General features: G+C 64.3%; 16 protein-coding genes. All 16 read right to left on the reverse strand.

The genetic code is table 11. The features are described 5' to 3' along the window. Positions 1 to 680: pyridoxal-phosphate dependent enzyme (locus IDH44_RS24010; RefSeq protein ID WP_190921371.1), on the reverse strand; the 680-nt coding region annotated here is incomplete at its 3' end. Beyond that, positions 677 to 1,798, reverse strand: a complete 1,122-nt coding sequence (locus tag IDH44_RS24015) for a Gfo/Idh/MocA family protein (RefSeq protein ID WP_190921372.1) — start codon at positions 1,796 to 1,798, stop codon at positions 677 to 679. The genes IDH44_RS24010 and IDH44_RS24015, both read right to left, overlap by 4 nt. A 61-nt stretch (positions 1,799 to 1,859) precedes the next feature. Further along, positions 1,860 to 2,657: an SDR family NAD(P)-dependent oxidoreductase gene (locus IDH44_RS24020; protein WP_190921373.1), complete on the reverse strand. Its 798-nt coding sequence runs from the start codon at positions 2,655 to 2,657 to the stop codon at positions 1,860 to 1,862. Beyond that, a complete protein-coding gene (locus IDH44_RS24025) occupies positions 2,654 to 4,141 on the reverse strand; it encodes a glycoside hydrolase family protein (RefSeq protein ID WP_190921374.1) in 1,488 nt (495 codons plus the stop codon). Before IDH44_RS24025 ends, IDH44_RS24020 begins: the two co-directional genes overlap by 4 nt. A gap of 14 nt (positions 4,142 to 4,155) precedes the next feature. After that, positions 4,156 to 5,685: a glycoside hydrolase family protein gene (locus tag IDH44_RS24030; protein WP_190921375.1), complete on the reverse strand. Its 1,530-nt coding sequence runs from the start codon at positions 5,683 to 5,685 to the stop codon at positions 4,156 to 4,158. Continuing rightward, complete coding sequence (locus IDH44_RS24035; protein ID WP_190921376.1) at positions 5,682 to 6,692, reverse strand: ABC transporter ATP-binding protein; 1,011 nt, start codon at positions 6,690 to 6,692, stop codon at positions 5,682 to 5,684. Before IDH44_RS24035 ends, IDH44_RS24030 begins: the two co-directional genes overlap by 4 nt. A gap of 3 nt (positions 6,693 to 6,695) precedes the next feature. Beyond that, positions 6,696 to 7,703 (reverse strand): ABC transporter ATP-binding protein, encoded by a 1,008-nt coding sequence (locus tag IDH44_RS24040; protein ID WP_223869991.1) that lies wholly within the window; start codon positions 7,701 to 7,703, stop codon positions 6,696 to 6,698. Positions 7,704 to 7,730: 27 nt separating this feature from the next. After that, positions 7,731 to 8,588 (reverse strand): ABC transporter permease, encoded by an 858-nt coding sequence (locus IDH44_RS24045; RefSeq protein WP_223869992.1) that lies wholly within the window; start codon positions 8,586 to 8,588, stop codon positions 7,731 to 7,733. A 36-nt stretch (positions 8,589 to 8,624) separates the two neighbouring features. Next, positions 8,625 to 9,581: an ABC transporter permease gene (locus IDH44_RS24050; protein ID WP_317890250.1), complete on the reverse strand. Its 957-nt coding sequence runs from the start codon at positions 9,579 to 9,581 to the stop codon at positions 8,625 to 8,627. Positions 9,582 to 9,691: 110 nt separating this feature from the next. Further along, the gene (locus tag IDH44_RS24055) at positions 9,692 to 11,368 is read right to left on the reverse strand and encodes an ABC transporter substrate-binding protein (protein WP_190921377.1); all 1,677 of its coding nucleotides are present in this window, start codon (positions 11,366 to 11,368) and stop codon (positions 9,692 to 9,694) included. Positions 11,369 to 11,742: 374 nt separating this feature from the next. Next, positions 11,743 to 12,678 carry an aldo/keto reductase gene (locus tag IDH44_RS24060; RefSeq protein WP_190921378.1) on the reverse strand — a complete coding sequence of 312 codons (936 nt, stop codon included), beginning with the start codon at positions 12,676 to 12,678 and terminating at the stop codon, positions 11,743 to 11,745. A 37-nt stretch (positions 12,679 to 12,715) separates the two neighbouring features. Beyond that, positions 12,716 to 13,885, reverse strand: a complete 1,170-nt coding sequence (locus IDH44_RS24065; protein WP_190921379.1) for an N-acetylglucosamine-6-phosphate deacetylase — start codon at positions 13,883 to 13,885, stop codon at positions 12,716 to 12,718. A gap of 12 nt (positions 13,886 to 13,897) precedes the next feature. After that, positions 13,898 to 14,653, reverse strand: a complete 756-nt coding sequence (locus IDH44_RS24070) for an SDR family NAD(P)-dependent oxidoreductase (protein ID WP_190921380.1) — start codon at positions 14,651 to 14,653, stop codon at positions 13,898 to 13,900. Next, entirely contained in the window at positions 14,650 to 16,014 is a 1,365-nt protein-coding gene (locus IDH44_RS24075) for an aspartate aminotransferase family protein (protein ID WP_190921381.1), read from the reverse strand. The genes IDH44_RS24070 and IDH44_RS24075 overlap by 4 nt, the downstream gene beginning before the upstream one ends. Beyond that, positions 16,014 to 17,558, reverse strand: a complete 1,545-nt coding sequence (locus IDH44_RS24080) for a M81 family metallopeptidase (RefSeq protein ID WP_223869993.1) — start codon at positions 17,556 to 17,558, stop codon at positions 16,014 to 16,016. The genes IDH44_RS24075 and IDH44_RS24080 overlap by 1 nt, the downstream gene beginning before the upstream one ends. Beyond that, positions 17,555 to 17,947: a RidA family protein gene (locus IDH44_RS24085; RefSeq protein WP_190921382.1), complete on the reverse strand. Its 393-nt coding sequence runs from the start codon at positions 17,945 to 17,947 to the stop codon at positions 17,555 to 17,557. The genes IDH44_RS24080 and IDH44_RS24085 overlap by 4 nt, the downstream gene beginning before the upstream one ends. Positions 17,948 to 18,026 lie beyond the last annotated feature (79 nt).

An 18,026-nucleotide genomic window follows, 5' to 3' on the forward strand; every position in this document is an offset into this window, starting at 1 on the left:
AGGCCGCGCGCGGCGAGCTCGGCGAAGCCGCGGTCGACGCCCGCGCACAGCCCGCCGCCGCCGGCCGGCGCGAATACCGCATCCGGCGCGCGGCCTCCGAGCTGCTCGTACAGCTCGAAGGCGATCGTCTTGACGCCCTCCATCGCCAGCGCATTGTAGCGGAAGGCGGTGATCATCACTTCCCAATTGGCGCGCTGCGCAGCCGCTTCGATATAGCGGAAGACGCGCTCGCCTACCTCCGTGCTCGTGCCGAAGCCCGCGATCTTGCGGATGCGAGCTCCGTGCAGCAGCGCCTGGCCGATCTTGGCCTCGGCGACATGCTCCAGCACGAGCAGATGATAGGGCAGGCCCGCCCGCGCGGCATAGGCCGCGACGGAGGCGCCGGCATTGCCCGAGGAGGTGCCGATCAGCGCGGCGCGGCCCCTGGCCAGCGCCGCCGATACGCCGACCGCGGAGATGCGGTCCTTGTACGAGCCGGTCGGATTGGCGCTCTCGAGCTTGAAGTACAAGCGGTGCAGCCCGAGCTCGCGCGCGATCGCGCGGCTGCGCACGAGCGGCGTATTCCCCTCGCCCAGCGTCAGCCGATGCGCCGCATCGAGCTGCGGGAGCAGGGCGGCATAGCGCCAGACGCCGCTCTCTCCCGGAGCGGCCAGGCGCGCCGCTTCGCCGACCCCGCTCATGCGCCGCTCCCGCCCGCCAGACCTGCCGGATCGGCGCCGACCGCCACGGGCGCGCCCGCGTCCAGCGCGGCCATCGCCGCTCCCGCCGCCGCCACCGATTGCAGCGCCGCCGAGCCGTCGAACAGCGCCGCCAGTGGCGCCGGCGTCTGCCCGCTGCGCGCCGCCTCCGCGAAGATCTCCATCTCCCGCTTCATCAATACACGCAGGAATTCCGGCGGCCGCAGCGACGGATTGCCGTGGATCACGCCGCCGTCGAGCCGCTCGTACAGCGCCGCGCGGTCCCGATCCTGATCCTCGTCGAGGCTGCAGCCGAACGTCTCCTCGCCCGCCGGACCCGCGAGGCGGATGCGCGAGCGCTGGAAGTCGATCTGCGCATACCCTTCCGTGCCGTTGACGACGAGCTTGTGCTCGCCCGCGCGGAAGCCCGAGCCGTACTGCATCGTCCCCACGCCGCCGCCTGCGAATTCGAGCGTCAGCAGCAGCACGTCGTCCTGCAGCCCCTCCGGGTGCGCCAGTCGGCCGCCCGCAGTGTAGACGCGCGAGACGGGCCCCATGATCGCGATCAGCAGGTCCAGCTCGTGAATGTGATGGAACAGATGCCCGCCCGACTTGGCGGTATCCTTCTTCCATTCCTGCGGCGAGGCCGGGCGCTCCCAGCCGGTGCGCTCGGCGTGGCCGACGATCGGCCGGCCGATCGCCCCGGCCTCGATCCGCTCGCGCAGCCGGGCGATGCCCGGCATGACCCGCAGGATGTGCCCCGCCATGAAGACGACGCCCGCCTCTCGGCACGCCGCCAGCATCTCCGCGCACGCCGCTGCCGTCAGCGCGATCGGCTTCTCGCAGAATACATGCTTGCCCGCCGCCGCGGCCAGCAGCACCGGCTCGCGGTGCAGATGGTTCGGACTCGCGACGACAATCGCTTCTACCTCGGGCATCGCGACGAGCGCCTCCACGCTGGCTGCCAGTTGGCAGCCGCCCTCGCGCGCCGTCTCGGCGGCATTGCGTCCGCCGTATACCGCCGCCAGCCGCATGCCCGCCGATTCCCCGATCTGACGTGCGAATTCCCGTCCGAAAAATCCGCAGCCGACGATGCCGATTCCGATCTCACGCTTACTCATGCGTCACCCTCCTGTCTGCATACCCGTTCCTCTTTGCCGTCTCGTCCGTGCCAGCTCATCCTTACCAGCTCGTCCAGCCGCCGTCGACCGGCACATTCTGACCGGTGACGTAGCGCGAGGCATCGGAAGCGAAGAAGACGACCGGGCCTTTGATATCGTCGTCCTCCGCCATTCGGCCGAGCGGCGTGAGCCGCTTGTAATTTTCCAGGAAGACGGCCTTGTCCGGATCGCTCGCGAGCCCCGGATTGTAGCCGCCGGGACTGATCGCATTGGCGCGGATGCCGCAGCCGCCATAGTAGTTGGCGACCCACTTCGTGAAGCCGACCATGCCCCACTTCGCATACGTGTACTCCACCCCGCTCGACATCCCCGTATCCCCGTACACCGGGAAATTCGGGCCCACCGCGCCCTGAATCGAGGCGATATTGACGATCGACCCGCCGCCCTGCTCGCGCATCGGCGCCACTGCCGCCTGCGTCATCAGCATCAATCCGGCGCCGTTGATCGCCTGGGCCGTCTCCCAGCCGCGCTTGTCCGTCTGCTCCAGATCGGCCAGCCCGGTCCGCGACACGGCGTTGTTGACCAGCACGTCGAGCCGGCCATAGCGGCGCAGCACCGCGGCGACCAGCTCGCCGATGCTGCGCTCGTCCTCGAGATCGAGCGCCAGCCCGATCGCCGCCATCCCCTCCTCGCGCAGCTCGGCCGCCGCCTGCTCGCAGCGCGCCTCGTCGCGCGAGGCGATCACGACCGAGGCGCCCGCCTCGGCCAGCGCCCGCGCGATCAGCCGACCGTAGAGACCCGCGCCGCCGGTGACGATCGCCGTCCGTCCGTCCAGCCGGAAGAGCTGATCGACCCTCATGACGCCCCCTCCTCGGCCGGAGCGACATCGTAGCGCAGCGGATCGAGGCAGGAGATCTCCTTGAAGCGCCAGTAGACAGCCGGATCGTCCCCTTGCGGGAAGCCGAAGGCGTACAGCTGCGCCTTGACCGCGCGCATCCGGACGCGGATGATCTGCCGCCGCAGCAGCTCCGGATCAGGCTGACCGCGCCACTGCACCGGCTGGATGCCGTCGCCGCGCAGCGGGATGTGGTCGGCGTACGAATAGCCCGGCAGCGCCTCTCCGTTCGTATCGCACAGCTCCACCGCCACCAGCGCGTCCTCGTCCGCCGCGACGGCCGCATTCACATACAGCTCGCCGTCCTCGACCGCGAACGGCCGCGTCATCAGCTCGGCGGGCGCCGGGCCCGCCTCGAGCAGGACGAAGCCGTCCGGCCGCAGCTCGGCCGCGCCGATGCACTCCAGTGGCTGCTCGTCATACGGCAGCGAGCCGTAGCCCGAGTGGTCGACCGGCCAGCCGGTGTAATAGATGACCATCCGGTCCGGCCGATAGATGACGGTGGAGGAGGGCGTCAGGCACAGGCTGTCCCACTCGCCCGGCGCGCCGAGCCCGACCAGCCGCTCGCCCTGCATGCAGCGATGCCAGCCGAAGCCGTCGCGGCTGTAGGCGAGCTGGATGTCCATCGTGCCGGCCATCTTGTTGTATCGCGGATCGGTCTTGTAATCATAGGTGTAATACATCGAGAGCAGCCCGATCGTATAGGCGCCGTACGGCGTCATCTGCATGCCGTAGAACTGGACGTCGCAATCGTCGAGCTGATCGGGCTCGATCGCCAGCACCGGCCGGCTCCAGTGCGCCAGATCGGCGCTCTCCGCGATCCATACGCGCCGGTCCGGTATGCGCGTGCGGAAGCTGATCCGATACAGCCCGGTGTCCGGATCGCGATAAAAGCCGATATGGCAGTCGCTGTGCACCTTGATGACCGGCCCGTCGAACAGCTGCCGCCAGGCGAAGCCGTCCGGCGAGGCGTACATATAGATGCTGCAATCGCCGCCGTACGGCGCCATCGCCAGCTTGTAGCGCCGCGACGGATCGGGATCGGCGTCATCCTTGATCACCGACGGTCCGTGCGTGCGGTCCTCCTCGCCCAGCACGATGTTCGTACCCGGCACCTTGTCCAGCTCAGGGCGTACGAAGCGCACGCCGTCGGGGGAGTAGGCGTAATTCAGATATGAAGCGGCCCGCTTGTCCGCTTCGCTCATTGCTTTCTCGTAAAAATGCGAGGAATACCACGTTTTATACACGCCTTCGTCCTCGTCGTACAGTGCCGAACCGTAATAGTGGAGCCGCTTGTACTCATGCGGCAGCTCCGGCTTCATCAGCGGATTGGCCTCGTGCTTGCGGGCCTCGCCGAGCTTGCGCGTGAAGCCGTCGATATAATCATAGAGCCGGTTGTCAAAAAACGTGAATTTCACATGTCGAACGCTCCGGTCGCTGGTAGCCATGATAGGGTCTCCTCTCAAAACGGGATCGTGCCGTCTTGCTGCTGCTTGGCGTAGGCGGTCTTGGCCGCTGCGTCGTCGATCTGCATCGGATTGCCAAAGCTCGCCTGAGGCTTGACGATGTCCGGTCGCGCGGCCAGCGTGATCGCGTGCAAGATGGCCCCATTGAGCTCGATCGCGATCCGCACCTGCTCCCCGACCAGTTCCTCGAGCCGGCGCTCCTTCCACTGCGGCACCGCCGCGCAGTCGTCGCCCTCGAACGGCACGCAATCGTCGAATGCAAAGCCGTCGAAATAACTGCCGTCCTTGCGCATCATGCCGAAGCGCGCGTAGCCGGCCCCGGCCCGCACATTCACCGTCAGCTCCGCCGCTGTGAACTGCAGCGGCTTGGTGATGATCGTCGAGCCCTCCGCCAGGCCTTCAATGCCACAGTAGCCGTCCTTGCGTATCCGGTAAAACACCGTCGCCGAACTGTCGCCATTGAGCCGATCGTTCAAGCGCCGGTTATTCTCGGGCGTGCCGTGCATGAATTTGGCGCCGAAGCCGTGCAGGATGTATGCGTCGCCGGCGCTCGTCTCATACATGCCCATCAGACTGAGCTGCGCGCAGCCGTACTGCGGCGGCAGCGGGCGGTCGACCACCAGATTGCCGGACGTCTGCATCCAGTGCAGGCCGTCATAGCTGTAGATGAGCTCGGTCTCCATATAGCCGAACAGCTTGGTGAAGTCCATGTCCGTCATACTTGTGTTGTAGCGCCACAGCAGCCCGAGGAAGACGCCGTCCATCCAGCCGGCCCACATGCTGTAGAATTGGACCTCCTGGGCGTCGCTGTTGTAGGCGGGCGACGGATGCAGGATGATCTGCGGCTCGGACCATTCCTGCATGTCCTTGCTGCGCCGCAGCGCGATGCGCCGGTCTACGTAGCCGCCGCGCATCAGCAGCCCGTAGTCCTGCTGGATCGGATTGTAATACAGCGTATTGAGCGCGTCGCTCGTATATGGATGCGCGACCAGATCCGGGCGCGCCGTCCAGTGTACGCCGTCCGGCGAGAAGGCGAGGATGACCGGACAGGATTCGCCGTTGCCGTGCGCGCCCATATTGATCATCGTCGCGCACTTGTAGCGCCGGGACGGATCGGGATCATGCGGGTCGCGGATGACCGAGGAGCCATGCAGTCCGCTGCCGCCGTCGAAGACGACGCGCCGCATCCGCCGCTCCGGGTGATCGTTGACGTCCACGGGCGCGAAGTTCACGCCGTCCTCGCTCTCCGCCAGACAGAGATAACGTACCGCATCGTTGGCCAGATCCGGCGACGCTTCGTACCAGAGCCGGTACTTGCCGACCTCCGGGCACCAGGCCGCCGAGCAATAGACCGTCGCCATGAAGTCCGGATCGCGGAAGGAAGCCGCCGCCTCCGGCTGGAACCAGCGCCGGGTCGTGCCCTTGCGGAAGTCGATCCAGTAGTCGTCGAAAAAGCAAAGCTTGGCCGGCAGCTCGCGCTCGCCCGCAGACGCGGCCTGCGCCCGACCTTCGGTATTTGCATTCATTGAACGTCCTCCTCGGTTTCGACCAGATGACATGCCGTATAATGATCCTCCGTCCCTGCTACGAGCCGCAGCTCGGGCGGGACGGTCTTGCAGATGTCGATGCATTTCGGACAGCGCGTATGGAATCGGCAGCCTTGGGGCGGATTGGCCGGGCTCGGCACGTCGCCGCGCAGCACGATGCGCTCCCGGCTGTCGTCCGGATCGGGGATCGGAATCGCCGACAGCAGCGCCTCGGTATAAGGGTGGCGCGGCTCGCTGTACATGCTGCCCGCGGGCGCCAGCTCCACGATCTGGCCGAGATACATGACCGCGATGCGGTCGCTCATATACTCCACCACGCTCAGATCGTGGGCAATGAAGATATACGTCAGTCCGAAACGCTGCTGCAGGTCCTTCATCAGATTGAGCACCTGCGCCTGAATCGAGACGTCCAGCGCCGATACCGGCTCGTCGCAGACGATCAGCTCCGGATTGATGCACAGCGCCCGTGCGATGCAGATGCGCTGGCGCTGACCGCCCGAGAATTCATGCGGATAGCGGTACATATAGTCCGGCCGCAGGTTGACCGACTCGAGCAGTTGCCCGATGATCGCCTTGCGTTCCGCCTTGTTGCCCATCTTGTGCTTGCGCAGCGGCTCGTCGAACGCCTCATAGATCGTCTTGACCGGATTGAGCGAGGAATACGGGTCCTGGAAGACAATCTGCACATGCTTGCGCACGTCGAAGCTCTCCTGCTTGCTCAGCGTCAGCAGATCGCGCGTCTGTCCGTCCGGCAAGCGATAGCGCATCTCGCCGCCGGTCGGGCGCTGCAGCCGCACCAGGCATTTACCGAGCGACGACTTGCCGCAGCCGCTCTCGCCGACCAGGCCGAGCGTCTCGCCGCGCTTGACGTACAGGTTGACGTCGTCGACCGCCTTGACATGGCCTGTCACTTTTTTGAAGACGCCGCTGTAGATCGGGTAGTACATTTTGAGGCCTTTGACTTCCAATATGACTTCCTGCTCCATCGCTTACGCCCCCTCTCCCGTATGCCAGCATCTGGCGCGGTGATGCCCGCCCAGCTCGACCTCCGGCGGCTCCTCGCGGCAGACGTCGCTGGCCAGGCCGCAGCGCGGCGCGAACGGACAGCCCGGCGGCATCTCCGACGGGTCCGGCGTGCTGCCGGGAATCGTCGCCAGCCGCTCGCTTTTGTTCAGACCCGGCAGCGGCACCGACTTGAGCAGCGCGCGCGTGTACGGATGGCGCGGCGTCTTGAGCACCTCCCGGACGGTGCCGTACTCCACGACCTTGCCCATGTACATGACCGCGATATCGTCGGCCATGTCCGAGACGATCCCCATGTTGTGCGTGATCAGGATGATCGACGTGCCGAAGTCCTGCTGCACCTTTTTCATCAGCTCGAGGATCTGGGCCTGGATCGTCACGTCGAGCGCGGTCGTCGGCTCGTCGGCGATCAACAGCTGCGGGTTGCAGATCATCGCCATCGCGATCATCGCCCGCTGCTTCATGCCGCCGCTGAACTGATGCGGGTAGTCGTCGAGCCGCGAGGCCGCCAGCGGGATGCCGAGCTGGGTGAGCATGTCCGCGGCGCGCGCGCGCGCCGCCTTGCGGCCGATCGCCTCGTGCTGCAGCACATTCTCGCAGATCTGATTGCCGATCGTATAGACCGGATTGAGCGAGGCCATCGGGTCCTGGAAGATCATGCTGATCTCCTTGCCCCGGATCGCGCGCAGCTGACTGCTGTTGCGCGGCAGCGCGCTCAAGGCGATGTCCTTGCCGTCCTTGTAATACGTCACGCTGCCGCCGGCAATGCCCCCGTGCTTGGGCAGCAGCTGCAAGATGGAATGCGCGGTCGCGCTCTTGCCGCAGCCGCTCTCGCCGACGATGCCGAGCGTTCGCCCGCGCCTGACCTCGAACGAGACGCCGTTGACCGCTTGCACGCGGCGCTTGCCGACCGTGAATTCGGTGTGCAGCTCGTCCACCTTGAGCAGCAGTTCGTCCGTTTTCGCCACCATCATCCCCTCCTTACGCGTGCAGATGCATGTCTATTGATTCGGGTCGAGCACGTCCCGCAGGCCGTCGCCAAAGAAATTGGTCCCGAGCACAAACAGCGAGATCGTCACGCCCGGTGGTATCCAAAGCCAGGGGTTGTTCTGAATGACATCGATCGCCTTGGCGGCGTTGATGATATTGCCCCAAGTCGGGATGCCCGAGGGGACGCCGAGTCCGAGGAAGCTCAGGCCCGACTCCGCCAGTATGAAACCGGCCGTCATCAGCGTAATCGAGACGATGACCGGGCTGAGCGTATTGGGCAAAATGTGCTTGAACATAATCGAGGCTTCGCCGATGCCGAACGCGCGGCAGGCCTCGACGTAGCTCTCCTGACGCAGCGAGAAGAAGCGCGCCCGCACGAGCCGGTACGTGCCCGACCAGCCGGTAATGGCGAAGATGAAGATCAGATTGAACACGCCTTGTCCGAAAAAAACGACCAGGATCAAAATCAGAATGATCTGCGGAAATGTCATGAACAGCTCCGACACGCGCAGCATCACCTTGTCGAACCACCCGCCGAAATAACCGCTGAAGCAGCCGAGCACCGTGCCGATCAGCGCGCCGCCGAGCGCGCTGCACAGGCCGATCACGATCGACAATCGAGCGCCGTAGAGCAGCCGGGCCAGCACGTCGCGCCCGAGCTTGTCCGTGCCGAGCAGGTGCGCCCAGGACGGCGGCTGCACGCGCTTGGCCAGATTGACCGCGCCCGGATCATAGGGCGTCAAGAGCGGCGCCAGGATGGCAGCCAGCGACATCAGCGCGATGATGACGAAGCCCGTCACCGCCAGCCGATTGCGCCGCAGCTTCTCCCAATTGCGCATAGCGAGACTGGATTTCTCCGCAGCCTGCATATCCGGTTCCCTCCCTTATTCAAGTAAGCAACGTCCTCATTCGAACCGGACCCGCGGATCGAGCAGCGCCGTCAGCAGATCGACCAGGAAGCTCGCCAGCAGCACCATGAACGCGACCAGCATCGTGCAGATCATCACGACGGGATAGTCCTTGGCCGACACCGCGTCGAGCAGCATACCGCCCATGCCGGGCCAGCCGAATACGCTCTCAATAATGACCGTGCCGCCGATCAGCAGCGGCAGGCGGAACACGAGCAGCAGCACGACCGGCATCAGCGCATTGCGGAAGGCGTGCTTCGTGATGACCTTCCACTCCGGCAGTCCCTTGCTGCGCGCCGTCTTGACGTAGTCCTTGCCCAGCACGTCGAGCATCGTGCCGCGCGTATAGCGCATGAGCGCGGCCGTCAGCGAGAAGCCGAGCACGAGCGCGGGCATGACGAGATAATCGATGCGGTCAAAGAAGGTGACGTCGCCGTAGCCGATGCGTCCGCTCACCGGCAGCCAGCCGAGCGTGATGGCGAACACCTGGATGGCGATGATGCCGACGAAAAATTCAGGTACGGAGATGCCGAGCACCCCGAGCGCGGTGTTGCCGTAATCGACCGCCGAATTTTGCCTGATCGACGAGACCAGACCGAGCAGGATGCCCAGCACCGAGGAGACGGCAAGTGCGGCAAAGGCCAGCTCCAGCGTCGCCGGCAGCCGGTTGGCCAGCATCTTGCTGATCGCGCTGCCGTCGACGAGACTGAAGCCGAGCTCGCCTTGGAGCAGATCGCCGAACCATTGAAAAAACTGGATGTATACCGGCGCGTCCAGCCCCATCGCCTTCTTGTACGCCTCGATGTCAAAATCGGCGGAGCCGAGCTGCTCGGGCGGAATCATGTAGGCGAGCGGGTCGCCCGGCGTCAACTGGAGACCGGCAAAAATAATCACGATGACCAGCAGTAACATCGGAATAATTGAAAGAAACCGAAAGGTAAAGTATTTGAACACATCACGCACCCCGCTTTCCGGGTATATCGGGCAAAAACGCTTCGGGCGGCATCCGCCTCAGGCCAATGCCGCCCTTACGCGCCTTTAGGACCGCTTTCGTTGTCGTCGCTCTACTTCATGCTCCATTCTTCCAGCTTGCGGTCGTAGTTCGTCCACTCGTTGCCGTAGATGCCAGCCGTCTCCAGATTGGACTTGTTGACGATCACGTATTGCTTCATCGAGAACAACGGCATCCGCGTCAGGAACTCCGCTTCCATCGCCTGCAGGCGGTTGATCACATCCATCCGGTCGTCCGGATCGCTCGTGCGCCGCAGCTCGTCCACCAGCGGGTCCCACTTGTCCGGGGAGGCGCCCACGACCTGCACCCCGATGCCGTCTGAGTGGAAGAAGCCATACGCTTCCTCGAACGCCATCGCCGACAATCCGGCATACAGGAAGTCATAGTCGCGCTTCGTATAGATCAGCTCCAGCAGATTGCCCTGCATCAGCGAGGCCTCGACCTTCACGCCGATTTCTTCCCAGAAAAACTTGATGGTGTCGATCAGATCGACCGTTTGCTGATCCGTGTAATAATATTGCAGACGAATCGTTTGGTTAAAGTCGAAGCCCGCCTCCTCCAGCAGTTGCTTGGCTTTTTCCGGGTTGTAGTCGTAGACGACGGCTTCCTCGTTGTATTCCGGCAGCGCCGTCGGCACGAGCGTCTGCAATACCTCCGCCTGATCCGGGTACAGCATGCCCGCCAGCGACTCCCGGTCGATCGCATGCAGCAGTGCCTGACGGATGCGCAGATCGGCGATCTTGTCGTTGCCGTCGGTCGTGGCGTTCTGCCCGACCAGATTCGGCATCAGGAAGCGAACATACAGCAGGTCGACCGGGTTGGCCTCATAATCGGGCGATTTGACGATTTCGGTCGCCTGATTGAGGTCCATGACCGGCATATAATCGAGCTCGCCGGCCTGCGCCTTGGTGACGAGCTGATCCTCGCTGATCGTCTGCAGCATGATTTTTTCGACCTTCGGCGCTGTGCCGTAGTAATCGGGGTACAGCTCCAGCATCGCGTAGTTGTTCGGGACGACCTCGGTCAGCATGTAGGGCCCGTTGCCGATCGGCTTCTCCCAGAAGGAGGCCAGATGCAGCGTCGCCGGATCCTCGCTCTCGAGCAGGTGCTTCGGATACGGCGGCCATTGCGCCATCGTCAGCAGGAACACCCCGACCGGTTCGGTCAGTTCAATCGTGAGGGTGTTGCCGTCGATCGTGACGCCGCTCAGTTCGTCCGCTTCGCCGGCCTTCAGCGCGTCCGCCCCGACGATTTTGCCAAAGGCGCCGGAGAAGACCGCATTGATTTGCGCCGATTGCACCGCCATCGCCAGGCTCCACTTCACATCCTCGGGCGTGAAGGGCTCGCCGTCATGCCACTTGACGTCGTCGCGCAAGGTGAAGGTGTAGGTCTTCTCGTCGTCCGACATCGTGTACGCCGTCGCGAGATCGTAATGGACCGGCTGCAGCTGCTCGTCCAGCATCAGCAGCCTGCGGAACACCTGGGTTTTGAACAGACCGCCGTAGTCGGCCCACGCGGCGCTGAATTTGTCCGCCGGTCCTTGACCGGTCCGCAGGATGCCGTCGGACGCTCCTTCGGACGGCTGTTCTTCGTTGCCCGTCGTTTCCGTTCCATTGTTGTTGACGCCTGCATTCGAATTCACATTGGACCCCGAATTGTCATTAGAACATGCGGCCAGCAGCCCGACCAAAAAGACGACGCACAGTACCCCAAGCCATGCTTTTTTCATCGAATTCATACTCTTCCCCCCGTATTCGTATTGGCGAAGGCGACACGACGGCAAAAATCGAAAGACATTGGTCACTTTCAAACAACTATCAATGTGTAATATAAGTTGACATTTAAATTGCGCAATCACCCCTTGTTTTCGATGTGCGAAACCATGGTTTTATTTATTTTATACACTAGCCTTCCGCTGATTTCAAGAATTATTTTTTACACCTGATAATGTAAGCGAAATCAAGGGTTTTAAATTCCATGTAAGCGTAACATAAGGGAATTAACGAGGAAAGAAATCGAATATAAGATTTGAAAATGATCCAAATCCAATCTCTACAAAGTTATAATAGTTAACATTAAACTAACACCATTTTCAAGAAGAATTCATTTCCACAAATGCGGACTGATCAAATAATCGGGCACATCGGCGAACAAGCGAGCCACGGTCGCAGCCGTCTCCTCGCGGAGCGGCGGTGTCTCGACAAGCCGAATATTGGCCTCGACCTGGCTCGTATTGTCCGCGCCGATGACCAGACTGTGCACGCCCGGCCGATCGCGCACATACCCGACCGCCAGCTCTGCCGGCGCGCACCCCTCCCGCTCGGCCAATCGGGCCAACTGCCGTAAATAGGGCGCCGCTTCCTCCAGATGCGGCGGCAGGCGATCCGGCTCCATCAGCAGCAGCCCCTGCAGGAACAGGCTGCGCACGAACACCGTCTTGCCCGCCTGCCGCAGCAGCTCCAGCGGCTCGCCCAGCAATCGCTGATCGAACAGATTGGCCGCAATCTGGACGGCCCCGTACACCTCATGCCGCAGCGTCGGCCACAGCTCGGCGAAGCCGAGGGCGTCGGTTGCGGGCAGCGAGACCCCGACTTGGTCGGCGTAGCCTGCCCGCACAGCCCGCTCGAACGCCGCGGTCACCAGCGAGCCGTGACGCAGCAGCACATGCGGCCAATGCAGCAGCATGATCGGGATGCGGCGCAGCCGCAAGCGTTCGAGCGAGCGCTCCAGCGCTGCCAATACCTTGCGCTCGACGGAGGCTGCGTTCTCCTCCTTCTCGAGCTCGAGTACAATCTTGGAGACCAGCACCGGCGGCTCGCGATGCGCGAAGCAGCGCCCCAGGATCAGCTCCGAATCCCCATACATCTGCGCCGTATCAAAGCAGTTGACGCCGCCGGCGAGCGCGGCCTCCAGCATCTCGGCGCTCTGCCGCTCGTCCGGCTTGCCGGTGCGATTGGCGACGCCGTAGGGGAGGCCGAGCTGCACCGTGCCCAGCGTCATTCTGGAAATTCGAAGACCGTTGCTCATGATCGTCTGCATCTCGATTCCCCTTCTCCTTTCGTTGCGCGGCTGGCGCTCACGGCGCCGGGGCCGCCTCGATCCCCGTCACGAACCGGCCGTCCAGCATGACGCGCCGCACGTCCAGCTCGGGCGTGACGAGCACGACGTTGGCGCGCTTGCCCGGCTCCAGACTGCCGAGCTCGCCGGACAGGCCGAGCACCCTGGCCGGGTTGAGGCTGCCCATCTTGAACAGCTCCGGCAGGGTCGCGCCCGTGTGACGTCCCATGTTGCGCAGCGCCCGATTCATCGTCAGCCGGCTGCCGGACAGGCCGACTCCCTCCACCACAATCACATCCGATTCCCGCTCGTCGCCGCTCGCCTCGCGGAGCGCATCCGTGATGACGACGACCCGGTCGACGCCCTTCGTCTTGAGGATGAGCCGGCACATCAGCGGCCGCACATGCACGCCCTCCTGATCCGGGATCACCTCGGCGTAGATCTCGTCGTGCACCAGCACGGCTTCGTCGACGCCGACCTCGCGGGTGCCGCCGTAGCGGCTCGGAGACGGCGTCGCGCCGCTGGCGTTGGTGCAGTGGCACCCGACGCGCAGGCCGAGCGGCACCAGATCGTAGATCGCTTCCGGCGTCGCCTCCGAATGCCCGACCGACAGCGTGATGCCATGCGCGGCGGCCGCCTCGGCGAAGGCGCGCTGCCCCTCCAGCTCCGGCGCCAGCGTCCACAGCTTGATGCGCGCGCCGGCAAGCGCGAGCAGCCGCTCGTATTCGGCCGGGTTGACCGGCCGGATCGGCGCGGTGACGGCGCCATACTTGGCATTGATGTACGGGCCTTCCATATGGATGCCGAGGATCGCCGCGCTGTACGGCTGCGTTCCGACGTTCAGTACCCTGCGCACCCCCTCCAGCAGCTCGGCCTCGCTCTGGTTGTAGACCATTGTCGGCAGGATACCGGTCGTGCCGCAGCGCAGATGCGCCAGCGCCATCCGGTACGGATCCTCCCACGCCCACACGCCGCCGCCGCCGTGGCAATGCATATCGATCAGGCCCGGTCCGACATACAGTCCCTGCGCATCCACTCGCCGCGCACTCGCCGGCAGGCTCACCTGCGCTGCCGGTCCGCAGGCGGCGACTAGGCCGCCCTCCACCAGCAGGACGCCGTCTTCCAGGACGCCGTCCGGCAGGACGACCCTGCCGCCTACAATGGCAATCGCTTCAGGCTGTTGTCCCACTCCTGCTCCTCCTCACGAAAGCTTGATCACCTGTCCGCCGTCGATTACCAGCCGATGCCCATTGACATAGTGCGCTTCGTCCGAAGCCAGGAATACTGCGGCCGCGGCGATATCCTCCGGCTGGCCGACACGGCCGGCCGGGATGGACTTGAGGTATTCCGCGATACGTGGCGGATCGTCGATCAGCGGCTTGGTCAGCCGCGTCTCGATGAAGCCGGGGCAGATCGAATTGACTCGAATGCCATGCGGCGCCAGCTCCAGCGCCATCGACATGGTGAGCAGATTCACCGCGCCTTTGGAGGCGTTGTAGTGCGCTTGATCGGCTTCGGCCTGAATACCATTGACGCTGGACATGTTGATAATCGAGCCTGCGCCCTGCTTCGCCATGAGCCGCGCCGCCTGCTGGCCGACGAGAAAGACGCCCTTGGCATTGACGCGCATGTGCAGGTCCCAGTCGGTCTCCTCCATGTCGAGGAAGGCCGCCGGACGGCATACGCCTGCATTGTTCACGAGCACGTCGAGCCCGCCCAGCGCCTTCTCCGTCTCGCTCACCATACGCCTGGCGTCCGCGGCGTCGCCTACATCCCCCTGCAGCGCAATGACGTGCGCGCCGTCCGCGGCCAGCGACTGAGCCGCCTGTTCCAGCAGCTCCGGCTCCCACCCGGCGATGGCCAGGCGCGCGCCCTCCTCGGCGAAGCGTCTGGCAATCGCCAGGCCGATGCCGCTTGACGCTCCGGTAATCAGTGCATGCTTGTCCTTGAGTCTCATCTTACCCCTCCTATAGTCGGCGCCAGTCTGGCGAGCGCTCTGTCCATTGCTTGCAGCGTCGCTTCGATATCCGCCTCTTCATGGGCGGCTGATACGTACCACAGTCCTGTCGGCCGCAACATGACGCCTTCCTCGAGCATCAGCTCGGCGAAACGCGCGTATCGTTCCGCATCCCGATTGCCGAAGGCGGCAAAGCTCTCAACGACCGATTCTGCCGTAAACATCATGTGGAAGACCGGTCCCAATTGATTGACCACCCCTTGCATGCCGCAGGCCGCCAGCCGCTCGCGAATGCCCCGCACCAAGCGCTCGGTAAGCCGCTCCATGCGGACAAAAGCCGCCCCCTCGCCCTCGGCCAGCTCGCGTATGGTCGCGATTCCCGCTGCAGTCGCCACGCCGTTGCCATTGAGCGTGCCGAGATGATTGACCGTACCATCGGCGATTAACTCCATAATGGCGTCCTTCCCGCCGACTGCACTGACGGCGAAGCCGCCGCCGAGCGCCTTGCCGACTGTCACCAGATCCGGCAGCAGCCCGAAGCGCCCGTGCGCGCCGCCCAGACCAAGACGGAATCCGGTAATGACCTCGTCGAGGATCATCACGACGCCCAGCTCTGCTGTCAACTCACGCATGCGCTGCAAATAACCTGGATGCGGCGCAATGCAGCCCGAATTGCACATCACCGGCTCGGAGATGACCGCTGCAATCTCGCCGTGATGACGACGAAGCGTCTCCTCCAGCGCGGCAACGTCGTTCCAGGGCAGCACGATGATATCCGCCAGCGCGGCAGCGCTTTGGCCGCTGGTACCCGGCTTGGCCGACGAGCCCGCGGCGGCGCTGCTCGCCCCGGCCGTGTTCCGCCCTTGCAGGCCGGAGGCCGACTGCTGCATATCCGGGCTGGGGAAGGAGGTGAAGATCGTATCCGCCCAGCCGTGATAGTGGCCCTCGAAGCGAATGATCTTGGTCTTGCCGGTATAGGCGCGTGCGAGCCGCAAGGCGAGCATGACCGCCTCTGTGCCCGAGCCGCTCAGCGCCACCTTGTCCGCGCACGGAAGCGCCTCGGTCAAGCGTTGCGCCAGCTCCATCTCGCCTTGGTGCTGCAGCCCGTAGGTTGCCCCCTTGGCGGCGGCCTCGCAGACCGCCGCCGTCAGCCCCGGATGGGCGTGGCCAAGGATCAACGGGCCGTAAGCGAGCAAATAATCGATGTAGCGATTGCCGTCCATATCCGTCACAGTCGCGCCGGAGCCGCCGGCGGCAAAAACCGGCATCGGCTTCATCGACAGCCGCAGCGTGCTGGATACTCCGCTGGCCAGGTATTGCTTGGATTTCTGAAAATGACGGGCGGATTGCTCATGCACCATCACAGTCCCTCCTCAAAATCGCCATTCGTATGCGATATCAATGAATTCGACGACGCAGTCGGCACGAATTCCGCATCAAGCGGATCAATCGGCCGAACAAGCCGCCGGTATGAAAAATGATTCAGATTGGCGGTGCAACAGCCCGGCGAGTCCACTTGAATCGACGCCGCGGCAAATGCGCCGAACGCTGTCCGCCATGCAATTGCGGACTTGGCCACAATGATGCGAAAATCCGCCGGCCACAATCCAAGGCTGCGCACATGCCCCAAATCCCAAGGGGCGGTGCGCAGCGAGGTCAGTACGACAGTAAGCCGACCGCACTGGACGATCGCGGTGCGCCCCATGTGCGCCCGCTGACCGGTCATGTACGGTCCGACATGCGTGTACGCGCCGTCGCTGAGCAGCCGTACCGTGCCCGTCAGCCGCACCGGATCGCCATGAAGCCGGTCGCTGCGGCCGCCGACCGCGCCGTCAAAGCGCCCTCCCACTCCTGCCGCAAAGGCCGCCGCGGCCGCTGCGGGATCGCAGATGACAGAGAGCGCCGGCGCCGGCACCTCGGTCAGACATGCCAGGACATGTGTCGCGTCGCCGGGCGCGCCGCCGCCGACATTGTCCGCGCCCTCGCATAGCACGACCGTCCCTTCGGCATGGGACAGCGCTTCGGCTATCGCTTGCTGCGGGGGCACGCAATCGATCGTGAACGCCGCTCGGCGCTCCCACGCGTACGCCGCCAGCTCCGCCGCGCAGCGCTGCGCCAGGGCACGATCCCCATCCGTCGTGACGACGAAGGACATGCCGGCGAACGCGACATCGCTGTACGGGAAGCCGCCGGCGACCGTGACATTCAGCACCCCCGGCCGATGCTCCGCCTCGAAGGCCTGCTGCATCAGGTCGCACATGGCGCCTTCGGCGGTAAGCATCGCCTGCGGGACGACCAGCATCCGGGCATGCGCGTACGCCGACTGCGGCGCGATCTCGCCGCGCAGCGTCCGGACGAGCAGCTCGGTCGCTTCGACTGCCCGCTCATACATGTCGACATGCGGGTAGGTGTCGTAGCCGACGATCGCGTCAGCGAGCCCCGCCATCTCGGACGAGATATTGGCGTGCAGATCGAGCGTCATGACGATCGGGAAGTCCGCTCCGAAGCGGGCGCGCAGCCGGCGCAGCGCCTCGCCCTCGGGATCCATGTACTGGCTGCTCACCATCGCGCCATGCATGATCAGCACCAAGCCCTGTGCTCGTTCGTCCACCGAGTCAACCAGCGCCTCGAGCAGACGCTCCGCCGCCTCCGCCTCGACCATCGCACTGGGCGTCGTACTCGTATACAGCCCGGGGAGAAGTCGGCATGCCTGCGTCTGCGCCGCATCCAGCACGCCGCCCATCGAAGTACGCGTATCCCGGTATCGCTCCGCGAAGTCCTCCTCCCCGCTCACCCATTCCCCGCGGAAATCCTCCAGCCGCGTCGTGCCGGGCGCGAAGGAATTCGTTTCGTGCACAATGCCGGCTACCGCGATGCGCAGCGACGCCGACGCGAGCCCGCTCATTCCGATCTGCGCGTGTCAGGCGCATACGCGATGACGTCAACTTCAATCTTGTAGCCGCCGATGCCGCAGACAATGGAGGTGCGGGACGGGAACGGTTGTGCGACCAGCCTCCGGTACACCTCGTTGTAGGCCGGCAGATCCGCGCCGTCGGACAGGAAGGCATTGACCTTGACCACATGGTCCAGCGTCAGCCCCTCCGTGGCCAATATGAGCGCGATATTCGCGAAGGTCTGCTCCGTCTGCTCCTCGATTCCGGGCCCTGCCAGCTCCAGCGTATCGGGATGGACGCCGACTTGACCGGAGACATAGACGAAATCTCCCGCACGCACGCCATGGGAGAACGGCAGCGGGAACTGCGGCGCTTCCGGCGTTTGAAATGCTTTGGACATGGTTGAAAAACCCCTCTCCTGAAAGTCTATCGTAGCAAAGAGCGAAGAACCGGCGGGGCATAAGACGCCCAGCCGTGCT

It is taken from the genome of Paenibacillus sabuli, from assembly GCF_014705605.1.
GTDB classification, from domain to species: Bacteria; Bacillota; Bacilli; order Paenibacillales; family Paenibacillaceae; genus Paenibacillus_D; species Paenibacillus_D sabuli.

Bases quoted from the DNA above. Each gene is read 5' to 3' on its own strand.
- IDH44_RS24040 (WP_223869991.1), bottom strand. From the start codon at position 7,703: ATGATGGTGGCGAAAACGGACGAACTGCTGCTCAAGGTGGACGAGCTG.
- IDH44_RS24025 (WP_190921374.1), bottom strand. From the start codon at position 4,141: ATGGCTACCAGCGACCGGAGCGTTCGACATGTGAAATTCACGTTTTTT.
- IDH44_RS24020 (WP_190921373.1), bottom strand. From the start codon at position 2,657: ATGAGGGTCGATCAGCTCTTCCGGCTGGACGGACGGACGGCGATCGTC.
- IDH44_RS24055 (WP_190921377.1), bottom strand. From the start codon at position 11,368: ATGAAAAAAGCATGGCTTGGGGTACTGTGCGTCGTCTTTTTGGTCGGG.
- IDH44_RS24085 (WP_190921382.1), bottom strand. From the start codon at position 17,947: ATGTCCAAAGCATTTCAAACGCCGGAAGCGCCGCAGTTCCCGCTGCCG.
- IDH44_RS24060 (WP_190921378.1), bottom strand. From the start codon at position 12,678: ATGCAGACGATCATGAGCAACGGTCTTCGAATTTCCAGAATGACGCTG.
- IDH44_RS24080 (WP_223869993.1), bottom strand. From the start codon at position 17,558: ATGAGCGGGCTCGCGTCGGCGTCGCTGCGCATCGCGGTAGCCGGCATT.
- IDH44_RS24045 (WP_223869992.1), bottom strand. From the start codon at position 8,588: ATGCAGGCTGCGGAGAAATCCAGTCTCGCTATGCGCAATTGGGAGAAG.
- IDH44_RS24035 (WP_190921376.1), bottom strand. From the start codon at position 6,692: ATGGAGCAGGAAGTCATATTGGAAGTCAAAGGCCTCAAAATGTACTAC.
- IDH44_RS24070 (WP_190921380.1), bottom strand. From the start codon at position 14,653: ATGAGACTCAAGGACAAGCATGCACTGATTACCGGAGCGTCAAGCGGC.
- IDH44_RS24075 (WP_190921381.1), bottom strand. From the start codon at position 16,014: ATGGTGCATGAGCAATCCGCCCGTCATTTTCAGAAATCCAAGCAATAC.
- IDH44_RS24030 (WP_190921375.1), bottom strand. From the start codon at position 5,685: ATGAATGCAAATACCGAAGGTCGGGCGCAGGCCGCGTCTGCGGGCGAG.
- IDH44_RS24015 (WP_190921372.1), bottom strand. From the start codon at position 1,798: ATGAGTAAGCGTGAGATCGGAATCGGCATCGTCGGCTGCGGATTTTTC.